This window comes from Salinispora cortesiana (assembly GCF_000484695.1).
In the GTDB taxonomy this organism is placed as follows: domain Bacteria; phylum Actinomycetota; class Actinomycetes; order Mycobacteriales; family Micromonosporaceae; genus Micromonospora; species Micromonospora cortesiana.
Genome location: NZ_AXVR01000019.1, coordinates 1 through 20,319 on the forward strand (window position 1 = coordinate 1; position 20,319 = coordinate 20,319).

A 20,319-nucleotide genomic window follows, 5' to 3' on the forward strand; every position below is an offset into this window, starting at 1 on the left:
TCCCCGTTGACCTACCCACAGACACCACGATCACCACCATCGCCGCCGGCAATAGTGGTGACCACAGCCTGGCCCTCGTCGCGCCACCGACGTCCAGCACCACATTGCAGGTCACACCACCAAACCCGACAGCGGGTCAGGATGTCACCCTGACCGCCACCGTCACCTGCAACGTCGACACCCCCACCGGAACCATCACCTTCCGCACCAACGCCACCACCCTCGCCACCACACCCCTGACCACCACCACCGCCAGCCACACCGCCACCCTGCCCGCCGGCGACCACACCCTCACCGCCCACTACACCAGCACCAACACCTGCCCCAACAGCCAATCCCCGCCCACCACCATCACCATCGCCCCACCACCCGACGACCCCGACCTGCCCATCACCGGCCCCAGCCTGCCCACCACCATCGGCGTCGCCACCCTGCTCACCCTCGCCGGCGCCACTCTCATCCACCTCACCCACCGACGCCGACCAACACACGAGAACCAACATCGAGGATGACCTCGGTGTGAACGTCCCAGAAGTGTGTCGTCCAGCTCACCGAGCAGCACTGATCATCACAGCGTAGGCCCGAATCACAGGGTGTCGGGCCTGTGCTGTTGGCTTTCGCAGCCGGCAGCGGGCAGCGGGCACCTACGGGACGTCTCGGGGGCGGTCAGCCGGTCAACGCGGTGAGGGCGCGATCGACGTCGTCCTCGCTGGAGTAGATGTGGAACGAGACCCGGACTCGGCCGGCGCGCACCGCCGCCCGTAGGCCGGCGCGCTCCAGCCGCGACTGCGCCTCCGGCACCTCGGCCGTGGTGATCGCACTGTCGCCCGGCGGCAGCCCCAGGCCGGCGCGGAATCGGTTGGCCAGCGCCACATTGTGTGCCTGGATCGCCGGCACCCCCACCTGCAGCAGCAGTTCCAGGGCGGGAGCCGCACCGATGTAGCTGAACCAGGCCGGGGAGATGTCGAAACGGCGGGCGCTGTCGGCGAGGCGCAGCGGCGGACCGTAGTAGGAGTCGTGCGGGTCGGCTCCGGCATACCAGCAGGCGGCGTCGGGGCGCATCCGGTCCCGCAGCTCGGGCGCGTAGTAGGCCAGGGCAGTCCCCCGCGGGGCCAGCAACCACTTGTACGCGGCGACGACGACCACGTCCGCGAGCGCGGCGTCGAACGGTAGCCAACCGCAGGCCTGGGTGGCGTCAACCGCCACCAGGGCATCGTGGGCCCGGGCCGCGGCGACAATGTCCGCGTATCGGGCCACCGCGCCGTCGGAGGACTGCACCAGACTGAACGCGACCAGGTCGGTGTCGGCGTCGATCGCGTCCACAAGACCCGCCAGCGGAACGGTCCGCACCCGAACGCCCCGCTGCTCCTGGGCCAGCCAGGGAAAGAGGTTGGAGGTGAACTCGACCTCGGGGACCACCACGGTCGAGCCCGCCGGCAGCGCCGCGGCCACCGGCGCGAACAGCTGCGACGCCGCGCTGCCGATCGCGACATCCTGTTCGGGGACACCGACCAGGCGCGCGAACGCGGCCCGGGTACGCCTCGTCGCCCCGTCCCAGCCCGCCCACGTCGCGCCCATTTTCCCCGTGCGCCAGCCGGCGAGCGCCTCCTGCAACGCCGTCCACGCCGGGTCGGGCGGCAGCCCGTAGCTGGCGGTGTTCAGCCAGCCCTCATGGGGCTGCCACAGCTGCTGTGCCTGCTTGATCTCCATGGCACCGACGCTAGCGACCAGGCCCGCCGCCGCAGAGGACCAATTCGGCGCGGGCGGCCCCGGTATCGGCCGGTCGAGGTCAGCCCACGTTGGCCGGGCCCAGGACGCTCTTCAGGTCGGCCATCAGGGCGGTCGTCGGCGCCACCCGGAACGGGCCGAGGCGCAGCCGGGTCACCTTGCTGCCGTTGAGGAGCTTGACGTGCACCTCCGCGTCGCCGGGATGCAGCACCAGGGTCTCCTTGAGCCGCTCCACCAACGGCGGCGTGCAGCGGGTCACCGGGATGGTGAGGGTGACCGGCTTGTTCGCCGAGTTGCTGCTGACATCCGGGATCGACATGTCCATGGCCATGATCCGCGGGGTGTCGTCCCGGCGGTCGACCCGCCCCTTGACCACCACGATCGCGTCTTCGGCGATGTATTCCCCGATCACCTCGTAGGTGTTGGGGAAGAACAGCGTCTCCACCCCGCCGGCCAGGTCCTCCAGCGTCGCCGACGCCCACGCCCGGCCCTGCTTGGTGACCCGGCGCTGCACCCCGGAGAGGATGCCCGCGAGGGTTACCACCGTTCCGTCGGGGACGGTCCCCTCCTCGGAGAGGGCCGCGATGGTGGTGTCGGCCGCCGCACCGAGCACATGCTCCAGCCCGAACAGCGGATGGTCGGAGACGTAGAGGCCGAGCATCTCGCGCTCGAAGGCGAGCTTCTCCCGCTTGTCCCACTCCCCCTCGCCGATGACCGGCATCACCGTGGTGCTCTGTCCGGTGTCGGTGTCGGCGAACCCGGCGCCGAAGAGGTCGTACTGGCCGACCGCCTCCTTGCGCTTGACGTCGGCGTACGCGTCGATGGCGTCGGCGTGCACCGTGAGCAGGCCCCGGCGGGAGTGGTTGAGTGAGTCGAACGCCCCCGCCTTGATCAGGGATTCAATGGTCTTCTTGTTGCAGACGACCGCTTCCACCTTGGACAGGAAGTCGTAGAAGTCGGCGTAGGCGCCCTTCTCCCCCCGGCAGCGCATGATCGCGCTGACCACGTTCGCCCCGACGTTGCGGATCGCGGCCAGGCCGAACCGGATGTCCCGGCCGACCGGGGTGAAGGGCCCGGCCGAGGTGTTCACATCCGGCGGGAGCACCTGGATGCCCATCCGGCGGCACTCCGACAGGTAGAGCGCCATCTTGTCCTTGTCGTCGCCCACCGAGGTGAGCAACGCCGCCATGTACTCGGCCGGATAGTTCGCCTTGAGGTAGCCGGTCCAGTACGACACCAGGCCGTACCCCGCGGTGTGGGCCTTGTTGAACGCGTAGTCGGCGAAGGGGACGAGGATGTCCCACAGGGTCTGGATGGCCTCGTCGGAGTAGCCGTTGCCGCGCATGCCGTCGCGGAACGGCACGAACTCCTTGTCGAGGACCTCCTTCTTCTTCTTACCCATCGCCCGGCGCAGCAGGTCGGCCTTGCCGAGGCTGTAGCCGGCGAGGACCTGGGCGGCACGCTGCACCTGCTCCTGGTAGACGATCAGGCCGTAGGTGGGGCCGAGGATCTCCTCGAGCGGCTCGGCCAGCTCCGGGTGGATCGGGGTGATCTCCTGGAGGCCGTTCTTGCGCAGCGCGTAGTTGGTGTGTGAGTTGGCGCCCATCGGGCCCGGCCGGTACAGCGCCAGAACGGCGGAGATGTCCTCGAAGTTGTCCGGCTTCATCGTTCGCAGCAGCGACCGCATCGGCCCACCGTCGAGCTGGAACACGCCCAGGGTGTCGCCCCGGGACAGCAGCTCGTAGGTCGGTATGTCGTCCAGCGGCAGCTGGAGCAGGTCGACCGTGCGCCCGTGGTTGCTCTCGATGTTCTTCAGCGCGTCGTCGATGATGGTCAGGTTGCGCAGGCCGAGGAAGTCCATCTTCAGCAGCCCGAGCGACTCGCAGGTCGGGTAGTCGAACTGCGTGATGATCGCCCCGTCGGCGTCCCGACGCATCAACGGGATGTGGTCGACGATCGGCTCGGCGGACATGATGACCCCGGCGGCGTGCACCCCCGTCTGCCGGATCAGCCCCTCGATCCCGCGCGCCGTGTCGATGACCTTCTTCACATCCGGGTCGGACTCGTAGAGACCACGGATCTCGCCGGCCTCCGCGTACCGGGAGTGCTTCGGGTCGAAGATGCCGGTCAGCGGGATGTCCTTGCCCATCACCGCTGGTGGCATCGCCTTGGTGATCCGGTCGCCGACCGCGTACGGGTAGCCGAGCACCCGCGCCGAGTCCTTGATCGCAGCCTTCGCCTTGATCGTGCCGAAGGTCGCGATCTGGGCGACCTTGTCCTCGCCCCACTTCTCGGTGACGTACTTGATCACCTCACCGCGCCGACGCTCGTCGAAGTCGATGTCGACATCCGGCATCGAGACCCGCTCGGGGTTGAGGAACCGCTCGAAGATCAGACCGTGCGGCAACGGGTCCAGGTCGGTGATGCCGAGGGCGTACGCGACGAGCGAACCGGCGGCCGAGCCGCGGCCCGGCCCCACGGCGATCCCTTCGTTCTTGGCCCATTGGATGAAGTCGGCCACCACGAGGAAGTAGGACGGGAACCCCATCTGGATGATGACACCCAGCTCATATTCGGCCTGCTTGACGTGGGTCTCCGGGACGCCGTTCGGAAAGCGGCGGGCGAGCCCCCTGAACGTCTCCTTGCGGAACCAGGACTCGTCGGTCTCCCCCTCTGGCACCGGGAAGACCGGCATCAGGTTCCGGAAGTCGAACATCCCGGCCGGGTCGACCATCTCCGCGACCAGCAGGGTGTTCCGACAGCCTGCGAGCCACAGGTCGGAGGAGTCGACGGCACGCATCTCGTCGGCGGACTTGATGTAGTAGCCACTGCCGCTGAACCGGAACCGGTTCGGATCGGCGACGTTCGCCGCGGTCTGCACGCAGAGCAGCACGTCGTGCGCCTCGGACTGCGCCTGGTAGGTGTAGTGCGAGTCGTTGGTCACCACCGGCGGGATATCCAGCTTGTGGGAGATCTCCGTCAGCTCCTGGCGGACCCGCCGTTCGATGTCGATGCCGTGGTCCATCACCTCCAGGAAGAAGTTCTCCTTGCCGAAGATGTCCTGGTATCTCGCGGCGGCCTTCAGCGCCTCGTCGTACTGGTCCAGCCGGAGCCGGGTCTGCACCTCGCCGGAGGGACAGCCGGTGGTGGCGATCAGCCCCTCGGCGTGCTCAGCAAGGAGCTCCGCGTCCATCCGCGGCCACTTGACGAAGAACCCCTCGGTGTACGAGCGGCTGGTCAGCTTGAACAGGTTGTGCAGACCGACCTTGTTCTTCGCCCAGATGGTCATGTGGGTGTAGCCACCGCTGCCGGAGACGTCGTCGCTCTTCTGCTCCGGCCGCCCCCAGCGCACCCGCTTCTTGTGGAACCGCGACTCCGGCGCGACGTACGCCTCGATCCCCAGGATCGGTTTGACGCCGGCCGCCATCGCCTGCTTGTAGAAGTCGTTCGCGCCGTGCATGTTGCCGTGGTCGGTCATCGCCACGGCGGGCATCCCCTGCCGGTTGACCTCGGCAAACAAGTCCTTCAGCCGGGCCGCACCGTCGAGCATCGAATACTCAGTGTGCACGTGCAGATGCGCGAACGAATCGCCCATGCGTGGCCCCCCCCGGGTCGCTTCATGGGTGGTGAGAAGAACGGTCGGCCCACCCTATCCCTGGCCGCCGACACGGCTCCAGCGAGCCGCGCGGGGCGCCCGGCCCGGCGGCGGGGTGCCGGAGAAGCACCCCGGCGGTGCCGGCCGAGGCCAGGGCCGACACCGCCGGATCTGCCGCCGGCGGATCAGTCCGCGAACACCTCGGCCGGCAGCTCCACCGGGACCCCCGTCGCGTCAATGTCGGCCCGCAGGGCGGCGATCCGCCGGACCACTTCGGCCACCACCTCGGCGAAGGACACCTGCGTCGTGACCCCGGTCACCCGGTCCCGGACCTCGGCCGCGCCGTCGGCGACGCTGCGCCGGCCGATGGTGACCCGCAGCGGCAGACCGATCACGTCGGCGTCGGCGAACTTGACGCCGGCCCGCTCGGCCCGGTCGTCGAAGAGCACCTCCACTCCGGCCGCCCAGAGCTCGTCGTAGACCCGCCGGGCCAGCTCACCGGCGACGGATGCCAGGTCGTCGAGGAGGGTGAGGTGCACCTGGTACGGCGCGATGGTGACCGGGAGCCGCAGCCCCCGCTCGTCGCGGTGCTCCTCCGCGAGACAGGCGAGCAACCGCCCCACGCCGATGCCGTAGCAGCCCATGGTCACCGGCTTACGCTGGCCGTCAGCGTCGAGATACTCCGCGCCGAGGGCGGTCGAGTAGCGGGTACCGAGCTGGAAGATCTGCCCTACCTCGACCCCGCGGGCGGTACGCAGTGCGCTACCGCACTCCGCGCAGGCGTCACCGGCACCGGCGGCGGTGATGTCGCCGACGTGATCGGCGACGAAGTCCCGCCCCACGTTGACGTTGCGCAGGTGCACGCCCTCCCGGTTGGCGCCCGCGACCAGGTTCGTGGACGCGGCGACCAGCTCGTCAACGACGACGGTTACGCCTGTCACCCCGACCGGCGAGCCGTAACCGGCCACAGCGCCGATCTTGGCAATCTCCTCCTCGGTCATCGGACGCAGCTCTGCCGCCTGCACGAGGTTACCGATCTTGGTTTCGTTCACCTCCATGTCGCCCCGGACGACCGCCAGGATGAACTCGGTGCGCACCGTCTGGTCGCGCTCCTCCCGCGACGCGGCGAGGAAGATCGCCTTGGCGGTCTCGGCCGCCGGCACGCCCAGCGCCGCCGTCAGCGCCGCGATGGTAGTGGCCCCCGGGGTGGGGATCTCCGCCAACTCCGCCCACGGCGCGGTGGACGGCGCCGGCTTGCCGAAGGTGGCGGCCTCCCGGTTGGCGGCGAAGCCACAGGAGTCACAGATCAGCAGGGTGTCCTCGCCGATCGGGGTGAGGTACACGAACTCGTGGGCCAGGCTGCCGCCCATCATGCCCACGTCCGAGAGGACCGCCGAGACCGGCAGCCCGCACCGCCGGAAGATGTTGAAGTACGCCTGGTACTGCGTCCGGTACCGCGCCGCCAGCCCCGCCGCGTCCACATCGAAGCTGTAGGCGTCCTTCATAACGAACTCCCGTACCCGGATCAGGCCGGCCCGCGGCCGCGGGTCGTCCCGGAACTTCGTCTGGAGCTGAAACACCATCCGCGGCAGCTGACGGTAGGACTCGATCTCCGATCGGCCGAGAAACGTCACCAACTCCTCGTGGGTCATCGCCAGGACCAGGTCTCGGCCGCGACGATCCCGGAAGCGGGCCAGCTCCGGGCCGATCGTGAAGTATCGGCCAGACTGCTTCCACAGCTCCGCCGGATTCACCACCGGCATCGAGACTTCCTGTCCTCCGACGCGCTCGAGCTCCGCGCGCAGCACGGACTCGATCTTGCGAATGGTGCGCCAACCGAGCGGAAGATAGGCGAAGATGCCCTGCCCGACCTGCCGCAGCATGGCGGCCCGCTGGAGCAGTTGGTGTCCCTCGGACTCGGAACGTCCCGGCGCGGTGTGCAGGGTGGCACCGAACATGGTCGACATTTTCATGGGTAGGCCCTCACAAATCAGGATGGCGCTGCTCAGGGTTACGACATAGCCCGGGGGTCTAAGCGGTGGATGACCCCAGGGCACGAGCGTGGGAAGCCGCGGAAAGGCGCCGGGCGCAAAGCGGGCCTAGCCGCCGGAAGGGCCTAGCCGCCGGAGGGGTTGCCGGCGCGAACACCAGCCGGCGACAGAGCGTCGCTCAGCGGGGCGCCGGCGGGGTAGGTCGAGGCGCTGGCGGGCCGGCGGGCACAACGAGCACCGGGCTCGGCCCGCCCTGCTCGATGCCGCTCATCAACGCCCACCCTCCATATCAACCACTGCGACTGTAACGGAAAACTCCCCCGGCTGCCGGCACGCCTCCGGCGAGCCACGCAGCCGGGCCAGGGTGGTGTTCAGTCCGTCGGCGCGGAGACCGGTCCCGTGCGGGGACCAACCCGGTCCGGCGAGATAGCATCTTCGACCGATGGACACCACGGTGGGGACGCACTGGCGACGGCCCGGGCCGACCCCGGAGCAGCAGCGACGGGACCTCATCCTGGGGCTGGCCGTGACCGTGCTGGCCCTAGCCAGCCTCACCCTCATCCGCGGCACGGGTCTGTTCCTGCTCGGCCCACCACCATCGTTCACGGAACAGCTGCTCTGGGCCGTCGCGGTGGGCCTACCGCTGATCTGGCGGCGACGATTCCCGGTAGCGACGACGCTGGTCATCTCGGTCGCGTTCGTCGCCGCACAAGCCCGCTCCGCACCGGAGACGCGGGTCACCACGGGGGTACTGTTCACGGCCATCTACACCCTCGGCGCCTGGGGACAGGACCGCCGCCTGGCCCGTCGGGTTCGGATCGGCGTGATCGCGGGCATGTTCGGTTGGCTGGGGTTCTGGTATTCGGTCAATCTGGGCAGCCTGCTGGCGGACCCGGCACCCGAGGCGTTCGCCAACGCCGTGGGACCGATCCCCCCGCTGATCGCCGCGGTGCTCAGCGACGCACTCTTCAACACCCTGTTCTTCGGGTTCGCCTACTTCTTCGGTGAGATCGCCTGGCTGGCCGCCCGACGCGAGCACGAACTCCAGGCGCAGACCGATGAGCTACGCCGGTCGCAGGCCGAGGTCAGAGCGCACGCCGTGGTCGGTGAGCGGGTGCGGATCGCCCGGGAACTGCACGACGTCGTCGCCCACCACGTCTCGGTGATGGGGGTACAGGCCGCCGCCTGCCGCCGGGTCCTCGACCGGGATCCGGCCAAGGCCCGCACCGCCCTCGCCGCGGTCGAAGAGTCAGCCCGCACGGCGGTCGACGAGCTACGCCGGATGCTCGGCGTCCTGCGGGCCCGCGACCACGAGCCGGACACCGTCGAACCGCCCGCCGGGATCAGCAGGGTCGCCACAGTGGTCGAGCGGGCGCGCGAGACCGGGCTACGAGCCACGCTCGGGGTGTACGGCAACCCGGTGCCGATCCCGGAATCGATCTCCCAGGCGACGTACCGGATCGTGCAGGAAGCAGTGACGAACACGCTCAAACACGCCGTTGCGGCGACCACACTGGACGTGCGGATCCGCTACCTGGCACACGAGGTGGAGGTGGACGTGACCGACGACGGCCGCAGCAGCGGCACGACGAATGCGGACGGGGTGGGCCTGGTCGGCATGCGAGAGCGGGTCGCCGCTCATGGCGGCACGCTGGAGGTCGGCCCCCGCGCCGTCGGCGGCTGGCGGGTCCGGGCCCGCCTGCCGCTGCCGCTGACCGAGCGGCAGGCGACGTGACCGCGGAGCCGGCGACCAGCCGGGCCATCCGGATCCTGCTCGCCGACGACCACCACCTCGTGCGCACCGGTTTCCGGGTCATCCTTGAGGTGGAAGACGACATGCACGTCGTCGGGGAGGCCGCGGACGGCGAGCGGGCGGTGAGCATGGCGGGGGCGCTCCGACCAGACGTGGTCCTGATGGACGTGGAGATGCCCCGGGTCGACGGGCTGGAGGCCACCCGACGGATCGTCGCGGAGGTGGACCGACCGAACGCTCCGGCGGTGTTGATCCTCACCACCTTCGACCGGGATGACTATCTGTTCGCCGCGCTGCGCGCCGGAGCCAGCGGATTCCTGCTGAAGAACGGCACGCCGGAGGCGCTCGTGGCGGCGATCCGGGTGGTCGCCCGCGGCGATGGCCTCATCGCCCCCGAACTCACCCGGCGAGTGATCGCCGCCTTCGCCAGGCCGAGCGGCGAACCAACGACGGCGGCCGTGGCGCTGCCGGATCTCACGCCACGGGAGCACGAGGTGCTGATTCTGGTCGCCTCCGGGGCGAGCAACGCCGAAATCGCGGCCACCCTACGCCTCGGCGAGGCGACCGTGAAGACACATGTCAGTCGGGTGCTGACCAAACTCGGCCTGCGGGACCGGGTGCAGGCGGTGGTCTTCGCGTACGAACACGGGGTGGTGCGGCCGGGGAGGTGACCTCCTCCGTCGCTGGGTGGAGCCGATCGTCCACCTGCGGGGGGACGAAGCGGGACGCGAGGTGATCTAGCGTGGCCAGCGTGATGAACATGCTCCGACTCGACGGCGTCGACCGCAGCTTCGGTGGCCGCCGCGTGCTCCAGAATGTGTCCTTCGACGCGGAAGCCGGTCGGATGACCGGCTTCGTTGGCGGCAACGGTGCCGGCAAGACCACCGCGATGCGCATCATCCTCGGCGTGCTCGCCGCCGACGCTGGCCAGGTGACCTGGCGGGGGGCGCCGCTGACCCGGGCGGTCCGTCGGCGCTTCGGATACATGCCGGAGGAACGCGGCCTGTATCCGAAGATGGCGATCCGGGAGCAGCTCATCTACCTGGCCCGGTTGCACGGAATGACCGCGTCGGCGGCGGCGCGCAACACCGATACGTTGTTGGAGCGGGTCGGTCTCGCCGACCGCGGCAACGACCTGCTGGAGAAGCTGTCGCTGGGCAACCAGCAACGTGCCCAGATCGTCGCGGCGCTGGTCCCCGACCCTGAGGTGCTGGTGCTCGACGAGCCCTTCTCCGGCCTCGACCCACTGGCCGTGGACACGGTCGTCGACGTGCTGAAGGAACGGGCCGCCGCGGGGGTACCGGTGCTCTTCTCCAGCCACCAGCTGGACGTGGTGGAGCGGCTCTGCGACGACCTGGTGATCATCAGTGCCGGGACGATCCGCGCCGCCGGCAGCCGAACGCAGCTGCGGGCCACGCACACTTCGCCCCGCTACGAACTGGTGGTGGAGAACGACGCCGGCTGGCTACGCGACCACCCGGGCGTGACCCTGGTCGAGCTCGAGGGTGCCCGCGCCGTGTTCGAACTGCCCCGCGGGGCGGATGAGCAACCGGTGCTCCACGCCGCGCTCGCCCGTGGTCCTGTCCGCGGATTCCAACCCGTCGTCCCGTCGCTGGCCGAGATCTTCCGGGAGGTCGCCCTGTGAACACCCTCGCCGCCACCCAGTTGGTCGCGGCCCGTGAAATCCGGGCCAAACTGCGCGACCGCACCTTCCTCCTCAGTACGCTGATCTTCCTGCTCATCGCCGCCGCCGCGACGACGCTGCCGTCGCTGCTCTCCGACGGCCCAGCCACGGTGGCCGCCACACCGGAGGTCTCGGCCGAACTGCGCGCCGCCGGGCTCGAGGTCCGCGAGGTGCCCGACGACGCCGCCGCCGAACGGGCGGTTCGAGACGGCGACACCGACGCGGCGGTGGTCGCCGGGCCGACGGTCCTCGCGCGAGAGGAGGCCCCCGCCGACGTCGTGGCGGCGCTCAGCGTCGAACCGCCGGTACGGTTGCTGAACCCCACTCCGGCGGAACCACCGGGGGCCGTCTTGGTGCCGTTCGTCTTCGCGTTCGTCTTTCTCCTCACGTCCCAGACCTTCGGCGTACAGATCGCGCAGAGCATCATCGAGGAGAAACAGACCCGGATCGTCGAGATCCTGGTGGCCGCCGTGTCGGTACGAGCCCTGCTCCTCGGCAAGATGATCGCCGGCACCGTGCTGGCCCTGGGTCAGATCGCGCTGGTGGCGCTCGTCGCGGTGGTGGGCTTGCGACTCTTCGGCGACAGCGAGCTGCTGAACCTACTCGGGCCGGCGATCGGCTGGTTCCTGCCCTACTTCCTGCTCGGCTTCGTCCTGATCGCCGCGCTGTGGGCGGCGGCGGGAGCCCTGGTCAGCCGACTGGAAGACATCGGCACGGTGGCCATGCCGGTCCAGTTGGTGGTAATGATCCCGTTCTTCGGGGTGATCTTCCTCAGCGACAACGCGTTCGCCATGCAGGTGCTGTCCTACGTGCCGTTCTCGGCGCCCACCGCGATGCCGCTCCGGCTGTTCACCGGGGACGCCGCCGGCTGGGAACCTCCGCTGTCCCTGGCCCTGCTCCTGGTCACCGCGCTCGCCGTCCTGGCCGCCGGTGCCCGGGTGTACGAGGGGTCGCTGCTGCGGACCAACGGCAACACCTCGCTCCGGACGGCCTGGCGGGAACGGGAGACGGTGGACTGAGGAGTCTCGCCCCGGCAGCAGCCCACCCCCGTGGATCCGGCTCGGGCCGGATCCACGGGGGCTCGCGACCAACGACGGGTCAGCCGAGCTTCGCGAGCAGCTCGTCGGAGGCGTCGAAGTTCGCGAATACGTTCTGCACGTCGTCGCAGTCCTCCAGCACATCAATCAGCTTGAGGACCTTCCGAGCACCCTCCTCGTCCACCGGGACGCTCATGCTCGGGACGAGCGAAGACTCCGCCGACTCGTACTCGATGCCGGCGTCCTGCAACGCGGTACGCACCGCGACCAGGTCACCCGGCTCGGAGAGCACCTCGAACGCCTCACCCAGGTCGTTGACCTCCTCGGCACCCGCGTCCAAGACGGCCAGCATCACGTCGTCCTCGGTGGTGCCGGCCTTGGCCACGATCACCACGCCCTTGCGGTTGAACAGGTACGACACCGAGCCGGCGTCGGCGAACGAGCCACCGTTGCGGGTCAGGGCGGTCCGCACCTCGGTGGCGGCGCGGTTCCGGTTGTCGGTCAGACACTCGATCAGCAGCGCAACGCCACTGGGCCCATAGCCCTCGTACATGACCGTCTGGTAGTCGGCGCCACCGGACTCGAGGCCGGAGCCCCGCTTGACCGCGCGGTCGATGTTGTCGTTGGGGACCGAGTTCTTCTTGGCCTTCTGGATCGCGTCGTAGAGCGTCGGGTTACCGGCCGGATCACCACCGCCGGTACGCGCCGCGACCTCGACATTCTTGATCAGCTTGGCGAACATCTTGCCGCGCTTGGCGTCGATGACCGCCTTCTTGTGCTTGGTCGTCGCCCACTTTGAGTGGCCGGACATCCGCTACCTCCGTTGCTACCCGCCGTCTGGATCGACCGCACCGCACTCACCCGCTCCCGCCGGCGTACGCGGAGAGTGCCGGTCGGCTCTGGTGGAAGCCGCGGCGGAGAGCTGGCCCTGCCGAATCCCGGCAATCCTACCGGTGGCCCGCAGCCGTGCGTCAGCGCCGCACGGCACGCCGGGTCGCGCCGTGGAGGGCACGACCCGGCAGGGCTCACCTGACCGGACCAGGCGGCCGATCAGATCGCGGCGCGGACCAGGTCCGCGAAGTACGCGTGCACGCGCCGGTCGCCGGTCAGCTCGGGATGGAACGCGGTCGCCAGCAGGCTTCCCTGGCGGACCGCGACGATCCGACCCGCCGCCGGGCCCTCGGTCACCGTGCCGAGCACCTCGACGCCCCGGCCGACGCGCTCGACCCAGGGTGCCCGGATGAACAGCACGTGGAGCGGGCCACCGTCGATGCCGGCCATGCTCACCGGCGCCTCGAACGAGGCGACCTGCCGCCCGAAGGCGTTGCGCCGGACGGTCATCTCAATGCCGGCGAAGCCGCGCTGGTCGGATCGGCCGTCGAGTACCTCACTCGCCAACATGATCATGCCGGCGCAGGAGCCGTAGACGGGCATGCCGTCGGCGATCCGCTTGTCGATCGGCTCCCGCAGCTCAAAGACGTCGACCAGCTTGCTGATCGTGGTGGACTCGCCCCCCGGAATGACCAGCCCGTCAACCGTCTCCAGCTCGTTGGGGCGACGGACCGGGCGGGCGTGCGCACCCGCGGCCGTCAGGGCGGCCGTGTGCTCCCGGACATCACCCTGCAGCGCGAGCACCCCGATGACGGGTGCCGTCATGTTCGCTCCTTCCGGAGGGTGGCGAGCAGCCCCGGCGGCCAGACCGCTGGCGTGGACCGGGGCTGCGCTCCCCTCACCAGCCGCGCTCGGCCAGGCGGTCCGACTGCGAGAGCGTGCCGGCGTTGATGCCGACCATGGCCTCGCCGAGCCCACGGGAGACCTTGGCCAGCGTCTCCGGGTCGTCGTGGAAGGTGGTGGCCTTGACGATCGCGGCGGCCCGTTGGGCCGGGTTGTCGGACTTGAAGATGCCGGAGCCGACGAAGACCCCCTCGGCGCCGAGCTGCATCATCATCGCGGCGTCGGCCGGGGTGGCGATACCACCGGCGGTGAAGAGCACCACCGGCAGCTGGCCCGTCTCGGCGATCTCCTTGACCAGTTCGTACGGGGCCTGGAGCTCCTTGGCAGCCACGTAGAGCTCGTCGGTGGGCAGGGACTGGAGCCGGCGGATCTCGGTGCGAATCCCCCGCATGTGGGTGGTGGCGTTGGAGACGTCGCCGGTGCCGGCCTCGCCCTTCGACCGGATCATGGCCGCGCCCTCGGTGATCCGCCGCAGCGCCTCGCCCAGATTGGTCGCGCCACAGACGAACGGCACCGTGAAGGCCCACTTGTCGATGTGGTTGGCGTAGTCCGCCGGAGTCAGTACCTCCGACTCGTCAACGTAGTCGACGCCGAGGGACTGCAGGATCTGCGCCTCCACGAAGTGACCGATCCGGGCCTTGGCCATGACCGGGATCGAGACCGCGTCCATGATGCTGTCGATCATCTCCGGATCGCTCATCCGGGAGACCCCGCCCTGGGCCCGGATGTCCGAGGGGACCCGCTCCAGGGCCATCACCGCGACCGCACCGGAGTCCTCGGCGATCTTGGCTTGCTCCGCGGTGACCACGTCCATGATCACACCGCCCTTGAGCATCTCGGCCATCCCCCGCTTCACGTGCGCGGTGCCGGTGACCGGGGCGTTGGTGGAAGAATTCGAAGTCTGGGTATCGGGCACGGTTCATCGCTCCTAGGGACGTGCACGAGAGTGGCTGGTGCGAATGCTACGAGGAGCCACCCCAGCAGCCCGACAGCCAATCAGACCCATGGTGGCCTGCCCTGTGTCCGCCATCACCTACCCGGTCAGTCCTCGACTATGTCCTCCGGGGCGGCCAGCGTTGGTTCGTCGATGTCGAAGTACCGCGGCCACGGGCGCCGCCGCCCCATCCGCAACAGCCGCACCAACGGCCGGCCCCGGGCCGCGCGGGCGTCCCGGACCAGATCCGTGTGCACCTGGCGGGCCAGGGCCAGCCGCCGACTGGCGGCGATGACGGCCGCGGTGTCCGGATCGCCGGGGTCGAGCTGTAACGCCCGCAGCTGTCGGGTGAGATCGTTCTCGGCGGCCTCCCGCTCGTCCGGACGGACGTCCAGGGCGACGCGGGCCGCCGCGTACAACTCGACGCCGTAGCGACGCTCGGCGAGCACCGCGGCGGTCGCCGCCCGGCGCAGCAGGTGGGCGTCGAGCGCCCGGGCCGCGAGCTCCGCCCGGTCCTGCAACCGCTCTACCCGGCCGGCGGTCCAGACGAGGTACGTCGCCAGCAGCGCGCCGACCAGCGTCGCACCCACCAACCACCACATGCCCGGCATCGTAGTGCTGCTCCGTTCCCCTCCGCCGGCCTCCCGCTACCGCCGTGCCACCGGTCAGCCCAGCCCCGCCCACTCCTGGTCGATCACCCGGCCGTCAGCGGCCTCGATCGCGGCTGTGTACACCTCGAGAATCCGGCGGGCAACCGTGGGCCAGTCGAAATTCGCCACCACCTGATCCGCGTAGGCGGTCAGCTCGGTCCGCGCGTCCGCGTCGTCCAGGAGGTCGGCCAGCGCCGCCCGCAGCGCCGCCGAATCGCCGGTACGGAACAGGCGGCCGGCGCGCCCCCGGTCCAGCACCCGGCGAAACGCGTCGAGATCGCTCGCCACGACAGCGGTCCCCGCCGCGAGCGCCTCGGTGAGGATCATGCCGAACGACTCCCCGCCCGTGTTCGGTGCCACGTATAGGTGGACACTGCGCAGCATCCGCGCCTTGTCCGCCTCGGAGACCAGCCCGAGAAAGGTGATTCGATCCCGCAGCTCGACCGGGAACTGGCCGTACAGATCGGCTGGATCACCGGGGCCGGCGACCAGCAGGCGCAGCCCCGGACGCTCCGCGGCCAACGACACGAACGCGTCCCGCAGCACCGGGAAGCCCTTGCGGGCTTCGGTGAAGCGGCCGAGGAAACCGACCGTGCCGGCGTGGCCGGGAGTGCACGACCCCGGCCAGCCCGGCAACGGCTGGGCATCGGCGAACTTCGCGACAGCCACCCCGTTCGGGATCTCCACCGCCCCGCCGTCCATGTGCTCAACCTGCACCTTGCGGGCCAGGGCACTCACCGCGATCCGGGCGGTGATGCGCTCCAGCACGATCTGGAGTACCCCCTGGGCGGCAGCGAGCACCCGGGAACGCGTCATCGCCGTGTGGAAGGTCGCTACCACCGGCCCCCGCGCGCAGAGCACGGCCAGCATCGACAGGCTCAGCGTCAGCGGCTCGTGCACGTGCAACACGTCGAAGTCGCCCCGGTTGATCCAGCGGCGGACCCGCGCGGTGGAGACCGGGCCGAAGGCGACCCGCGCCACCGAGCCGTTGTACGGCAACGGAACCGCCCGACCGGCCGGCACCACGTACGGCGGTAGCTCCGACTCCTCGTCCGCGGGGGCCAGGACGCTCACCTCGTGCCCGAGCCCGATCAGCGCCTCGGCGAGGTCCATCACGTGATTCTGCACACCGCCGGGCACATCCAGGGAGTACGGGCACACGATGCCGATCCGCACGTTGGCGCCCCTCCCCTCAGACCTGTCCAGTAGGCGGCGAGGGCCGCGCCGCGCCGTTCGGTGTGGCGCGCTGGTCCAGCCACATCCGTTGCAACATGTGCCAGTCTTGCGGATGTCGGGCTACGCCCGCCGCCAGACCGTCGGCGACCCGCTGGGCCAGTATCCGCACCCGTACGTCAAGCGGGCCCTGCTCGGGTCCGGGCAGTTCCAGTGGCCCCTCGATCGTGGCACACGCCACCTCCGGCTCGTACCACAAGGAGGCGACGTAGAGCGGCGCACCGGTGCGGAGCGCCAGCAGGGCCGGGCCGGGCGGCATCCGGGTAGGGGAACCGAAGAAGTCGACATTCACACCGCGGGCCGAGAGGTCCCGGTCGGCGAGCAGTGGCACCACGTAGCCGGCGTTCACCCGGTCGACCAGCACGTCGAAGGCGGGCCGTTCGCCACCGCGGGTGGGCAGGATCTCCATCCCCAGCGCCTGCCGGAATGCGAGGAAACGCCGGTAGATCCCCTCGGGCTTGAGCCGCTCGGCGACGGTGGCGATCGGCCAGCCCATCGCCGCGACCCAGGCACCCGCCATGTCCCAGTTGCCGGAGTGCGGCAGCGCCACGATCGCGCCCCGACCGGCGGCCACATCCGCGGCGAGCAACTCCTCGCGGTCGAGCCGGAATCCGGCGAGCACCTCGGCCCGGCTCAGCGTCGGCAGTCGGAACATCTCCATCCAGTACCGGGCGTAGGAGCGCAGCCCGGCTCGGACCAGGTCGTCCAGCTCAGCCTCGGGAACCTCCGGACCCACCACCCGGCGCAGGTTGGCGCGGAGTCGAGCCGCGCCCCCACCACCGCGCCGGTGGGCGCGGTCGGCTCCCGCCCGGAAGACGGTGGCTGCCACCGGCCGGGGCAGTGCCCGTACCGCACGCCACCCCGTGAGGTAGGCCAGCTCGGTGAGGTTCACCGGCGCCGCCCCTCGGTCGCCCTCACCCCTGCCCGCCCGAGGCGGTGGGGAGCTGCTGGGCCTGCCGGTACACGTGGGCCATCCGCTGCCCCACCGTGACGATCGAGACGGCGGCGAGCAGCCAGAGCGCGACCGGCAGGGCGACCTTCAGGCCCAGCCCGGCCAGCAGGCCCCCGACACCGACGATCAGCAGCCGCTCCGTGCGTTCGGCGATGCCCACGTTGCAGGTCAGGCCAAGCCCTTCGGCCCGCGCCTTCACATACGAGACGAGTCCACCGGCGGCCAGACAGAGCAGCGCGGCGGCGACCCCCGAGTGGTCGCCCTCGGTGGAGAGGTAGTAGGCCACCGCACCGAAGACCGCGCTGTCGGCGACCCGGTCCATACTCGAGTCGAGGAACGCCCCGAACCGGGTGGAGCCACCGCTCATCCGGGCCATCGTCCCGTCCAGCAGATCGGTGAGGGCGAAAACGGTGACGATCAACGCGCCGGCGACGAGATGCCCGCGGGCTCCGAAGCCGAGTGCTCCGACGAGCACCCCGAGGGTGCCCGTCACGGTAACCGTGTTGGGGGTCACGCCCGCACGAAGCAGGCGGCGCGCGACCGGTTCGACGACGCGGGTCATGCCCGCACGGGCCGTCACTTGGAAGATCTTCGCCATGGCGGTCCCACGATAACGGTCCGGTGCCCCCGGCGGTACGGACGGTCGGGCGACCCGCCCGAGGGAACTTGTGCCATCCGGGCATCGGGGTGTCTGATCGACCCAGAAAGGTGAGGCAGCTCACCGCTACACCCATCCCGTTCCCGCTTGGCAGCAGTACCCCGGAGGATATCGCCGCGCACCCGCCCCAGGCCGCTTCTCTCGCGCGCGGCGGTCGCCACCACACACCGGCTGAGGGAGGTGCGCCAATGGCGCAGAAGAGTCAGGACAAGGGGGTCACCGGCGCGGTACCGGCGGTGACCCACCCCCGAGACATCCGTAACGTGGTGCTCGTCGGGCACTCCGGTGCCGGCAAGACGACCCTGGTCGAGGAGTTGCTCGCGGCGACCGGCACGATCGGCCGCGCCGGGAACGTCACCGACGGCACCACCACCTGCGACCACGATCCGGCTGCCATCCGCCAACAGCGGTCGGTGACCCTGGCCTGCGCGCCGCTCGTGCACGACGGGATCAAGGTCAACCTGCTGGACACCCCCGGCTACGCCGACTTCGTCGGCGAGCTACGCGCCGGGCTGCGGGCCGCAGACGCCGCGCTCTTCGTCGTCTCCGCCGTGGACGGGATGGACGCCACGACCGCCGCGCTGTGGGAGGAGTGCGCGGCCGTCAACATGCCCCGGGCGGTGGCCGTCTCCCGGCTGGACCACCCGCGCGCGGACTTCGACGAGGCGGTCGCCCTCTGCCAGCGGGTGTTCGGCGACAACGTGCTCCCGCTCTACCTGCCGATGCTCGGCGACGACGGCGTCTCCACCGCCGGCCTGCTCGGGCTGATCACCCGCCGGGTCCTCGACTACACCGCCGGGCTGCCCGCCGAGGTGCGGCAGCCGGACCCGGAACACCTGCCGGCGATCGTCGAGTCCCGCAACGAACTGATCGAGGGGATCATCGCTGAGAGCGAGGACGAGACCCTCATGGACCGGTACCTCGAAGGTGCCGAGATCGGCACCGACATCCTCGTCGAGGATCTGGAGAAGGCGGTCGCGCGCGGTCACTTCTATCCCGTGGTGCCGGTCTGCGCGCAGACCGGGGTCGGGCTCGACGCCCTCTTGGAAGTGCTCACCGCGGCCTTCCCCGCACCACTGGAGCACGACCTCCCGGCGGTAACCGGGGTGGACGGCACGCCCCGCCCCCCGCTGACCTGCGACCCGGCCGGGCCGCTGGTCGCCGAGGTGGTCAAGACCACCATCGACCGGCATGTCGGGCGGGTCTCCCTGGTCCGGGTCTTCTCCGGCACGCTCCGCCCCGAACAGGTCGTGCACGTCTCCGGGCATGGTCTGGCCGACCGCGGCCACCCGGACCACGACGCCGACGAGCGGGTCGGCCACCTCTACTCACCGCTCGGCGCGGCGCTGCGCGAGGTACGCGCCGGGGGCGCCGGTGACCTCTGTGCCCTCACCAAGTCCGGCAGCGCGGAGACCGGCGACACCATCTCGGCCAAGGACGACCCGCTGCTGGTCGCCCCCTGGGAGATGCCGGAGCCGCTGCTGCCGGTGGCGATCGTGGCGCACACCCGGGCCGATGAGGACGCGCTCGCCCGCAACCTCGCCCGGCTGGTAGCCGGTGACCCCACCCTGCGGCTGCACCGCGACAGCGAGACCCGCCAGCTGGTGCTCTGGTGCATGGGTGAGGCGCACGCCGACGTGGTGCTGGAACGGTTGCGCAGCGGTGGCGTGGAGCTGGACACGACACCGGTCCGGGTCGCCCTGCGGGAGACGTTCACCGTGTCGGCCAAGGGGCACGGCCGGCACGTCAAGCAGTCCGGTGGGCACGGCCAGTACGCGGTCTGCGACATCGAGGTGGAGCCGCTACCCCGCGGCGCCGGCTTCGAGTTCGTCAGCCGGGTGGTGGGCGGAGCCGTACCGCACAACTACATCCCGTCGGTGGAGAAGGGGGTCCGGGCCCAGCTGGAGCGTGGGCTGACGGCCGGCGCCCCCCTGGTGGACCTGCGGGTGACGCTCGTGGACGGGAAGGCGCACAGCGTCGACTCCTCCGACGCGGCATTCCAGACCGCCGGTGCGCTGGCGCTCAAGGACGCGGCCGACAAGGGCCAGCCGACGTTGCTGGAACCGGTTGACGAGGTGGTCATCCGGGTGCCCGACGCGTCGGTCGGCGCGGTGTTGGGCGACCTCTCCGGCCGACACGGCCGGGTGCTCGGCACCGAACCCGACACCACCGCCGAGGGACGAACGCTGGTCCGCGCCGAGGTGGCCGCGACCGAACTCCTCCGCTACGCCGTGGAGCTGCGCTCGATGACCGCCGGTACGGGCACCTTCCGCCGCGAGTTCGCCCGCTACGAACCCATGCCCAGCCACCGAGCCGACCGGGTCCGCGCGGCGCGCGGCTGAACGCGTACCGCGAGGTGGTCACCGCCTT

16 protein-coding genes are annotated in these 20,319 nt (G+C 70.4%); 6 read left to right on the forward strand and 10 right to left on the reverse strand.

Annotated elements, in window-relative coordinates:
- Positions 1–512, forward strand: a 512-nt coding sequence (locus tag K228_RS0110950; RefSeq protein ID WP_025618475.1) for an Ig-like domain-containing protein, incomplete at its 5' end; no start/stop codon positions are given.
- Between the two features lie 154 nt (positions 513–666).
- On the opposite strand, the gene K228_RS0110955 is transcribed toward K228_RS0110950, so the two are convergent.
- The 3 genes from K228_RS0110955 to K228_RS0110965 all read right to left on the reverse strand — a co-directional run bounded on the left by K228_RS0110955 (position 667) and on the right by K228_RS0110965 (position 7,290).
- Complete coding sequence (locus tag K228_RS0110955; RefSeq protein ID WP_025618476.1) at positions 667–1,710, reverse strand: aminotransferase class V-fold PLP-dependent enzyme; 1,044 nt, start codon at positions 1,708–1,710, stop codon at positions 667–669.
- Positions 1,711–1,789: 79 nt separating this feature from the next.
- The gene (gene dnaE / locus K228_RS0110960) at positions 1,790–5,323 is read right to left on the reverse strand and encodes a DNA polymerase III subunit alpha (RefSeq protein WP_025618477.1); all 3,534 of its coding nucleotides are present in this window, start codon (positions 5,321–5,323) and stop codon (positions 1,790–1,792) included.
- 185 nt (positions 5,324–5,508) lie between these two features.
- Positions 5,509–7,290, reverse strand: coding sequence for a proline--tRNA ligase (locus K228_RS0110965; RefSeq protein ID WP_025618478.1), 1,782 nt, complete (start codon positions 7,288–7,290; stop codon positions 5,509–5,511).
- 466 nt (positions 7,291–7,756) lie between these two features.
- Here K228_RS0110965 and K228_RS0110970 point away from each other — a divergent pair, with 466 nt between their 5' ends.
- The 4 genes from K228_RS0110970 (at position 7,757) to K228_RS0110985 (ending at position 11,770) form a co-directional block, all read left to right on the forward strand.
- A complete protein-coding gene (locus K228_RS0110970; RefSeq protein ID WP_025618479.1) occupies positions 7,757–9,049 on the forward strand; it encodes a sensor histidine kinase in 1,293 nt (430 codons plus the stop codon).
- Positions 9,046–9,738, forward strand: coding sequence for a response regulator (locus K228_RS0110975; protein WP_025618480.1), 693 nt, complete (start codon positions 9,046–9,048; stop codon positions 9,736–9,738). The genes K228_RS0110970 and K228_RS0110975 overlap by 4 nt, the downstream gene beginning before the upstream one ends.
- Before the next feature lie 89 nt (positions 9,739–9,827).
- Positions 9,828–10,712 carry an ABC transporter ATP-binding protein gene (locus tag K228_RS0110980; RefSeq protein WP_025618481.1) on the forward strand — a complete coding sequence of 295 codons (885 nt, stop codon included), beginning with the start codon at positions 9,828–9,830 and terminating at the stop codon, positions 10,710–10,712.
- A complete protein-coding gene (locus K228_RS0110985) occupies positions 10,709–11,770 on the forward strand; it encodes an ABC transporter permease (RefSeq protein WP_025618482.1) in 1,062 nt (353 codons plus the stop codon). The genes K228_RS0110980 and K228_RS0110985 overlap by 4 nt, the downstream gene beginning before the upstream one ends.
- Before the next feature lie 79 nt (positions 11,771–11,849).
- On the opposite strand, the gene K228_RS0110990 is transcribed toward K228_RS0110985, so the two are convergent.
- From K228_RS0110990 to pgsA, 7 genes are all read right to left on the reverse strand, one after another.
- Complete coding sequence (locus K228_RS0110990; protein WP_025618483.1) at positions 11,850–12,599, reverse strand: YebC/PmpR family DNA-binding transcriptional regulator; 750 nt, start codon at positions 12,597–12,599, stop codon at positions 11,850–11,852.
- 239 nt (positions 12,600–12,838) lie between these two features.
- Entirely contained in the window at positions 12,839–13,444 is a 606-nt protein-coding gene (gene pdxT, locus K228_RS0110995; RefSeq protein ID WP_025618484.1) for a pyridoxal 5'-phosphate synthase glutaminase subunit PdxT, read from the reverse strand.
- A gap of 73 nt (positions 13,445–13,517) precedes the next feature.
- Entirely contained in the window at positions 13,518–14,438 is a 921-nt protein-coding gene (pdxS, locus tag K228_RS0111000; RefSeq protein ID WP_025618485.1) for a pyridoxal 5'-phosphate synthase lyase subunit PdxS, read from the reverse strand.
- A 125-nt stretch (positions 14,439–14,563) separates the two neighbouring features.
- The gene (locus tag K228_RS0111005; protein WP_025618486.1) at positions 14,564–15,058 is read right to left on the reverse strand and encodes a hypothetical protein; all 495 of its coding nucleotides are present in this window, start codon (positions 15,056–15,058) and stop codon (positions 14,564–14,566) included.
- A gap of 63 nt (positions 15,059–15,121) precedes the next feature.
- Positions 15,122–16,282: a glycosyltransferase family 4 protein gene (locus K228_RS0111010; RefSeq protein WP_025618487.1), complete on the reverse strand. Its 1,161-nt coding sequence runs from the start codon at positions 16,280–16,282 to the stop codon at positions 15,122–15,124.
- 16 nt (positions 16,283–16,298) lie between these two features.
- Positions 16,299–17,231, reverse strand: coding sequence for a phosphatidylinositol mannoside acyltransferase (locus K228_RS0111015; protein WP_025618488.1), 933 nt, complete (start codon positions 17,229–17,231; stop codon positions 16,299–16,301).
- Between the two features lie 22 nt (positions 17,232–17,253).
- Positions 17,254–17,889, reverse strand: coding sequence for a phosphatidylinositol phosphate synthase (gene pgsA, locus K228_RS0111020; protein WP_025618489.1), 636 nt, complete (start codon positions 17,887–17,889; stop codon positions 17,254–17,256).
- A gap of 248 nt (positions 17,890–18,137) precedes the next feature.
- Here pgsA and K228_RS0111025 point away from each other — a divergent pair, with 248 nt between their 5' ends.
- Positions 18,138–20,291, forward strand: a complete 2,154-nt coding sequence (locus K228_RS0111025) for an elongation factor G-like protein EF-G2 (RefSeq protein WP_025618490.1) — start codon at positions 18,138–18,140, stop codon at positions 20,289–20,291.
- Positions 20,292–20,319 lie beyond the last annotated feature (28 nt).

Coding starts and splice junctions, on each gene's coding strand:
- K228_RS0111025 (WP_025618490.1), top strand. CDS start 18,138: ATGGCGCAGAAGAGTCAGGACAAGGGGGTCACCGGCGCGGTACCGGCG.
- pgsA (WP_025618489.1), bottom strand. CDS start 17,889: ATGGCGAAGATCTTCCAAGTGACGGCCCGTGCGGGCATGACCCGCGTC.
- pdxT (WP_025618484.1), bottom strand. CDS start 13,444: ATGACGGCACCCGTCATCGGGGTGCTCGCGCTGCAGGGTGATGTCCGG.
- K228_RS0110970 (WP_025618479.1), top strand. CDS start 7,757: ATGGACACCACGGTGGGGACGCACTGGCGACGGCCCGGGCCGACCCCG.
- K228_RS0111005 (WP_025618486.1), bottom strand. CDS start 15,058: ATGTGGTGGTTGGTGGGTGCGACGCTGGTCGGCGCGCTGCTGGCGACG.
- K228_RS0110980 (WP_025618481.1), top strand. CDS start 9,828: ATGCTCCGACTCGACGGCGTCGACCGCAGCTTCGGTGGCCGCCGCGTG.
- K228_RS0110955 (WP_025618476.1), bottom strand. CDS start 1,710: ATGGAGATCAAGCAGGCACAGCAGCTGTGGCAGCCCCATGAGGGCTGG.
- dnaE (WP_025618477.1), bottom strand. CDS start 5,323: ATGGGCGATTCGTTCGCGCATCTGCACGTGCACACTGAGTATTCGATG.
- K228_RS0110990 (WP_025618483.1), bottom strand. CDS start 12,599: ATGTCCGGCCACTCAAAGTGGGCGACGACCAAGCACAAGAAGGCGGTC.
- K228_RS0110965 (WP_025618478.1), bottom strand. CDS start 7,290: ATGTCGACCATGTTCGGTGCCACCCTGCACACCGCGCCGGGACGTTCC.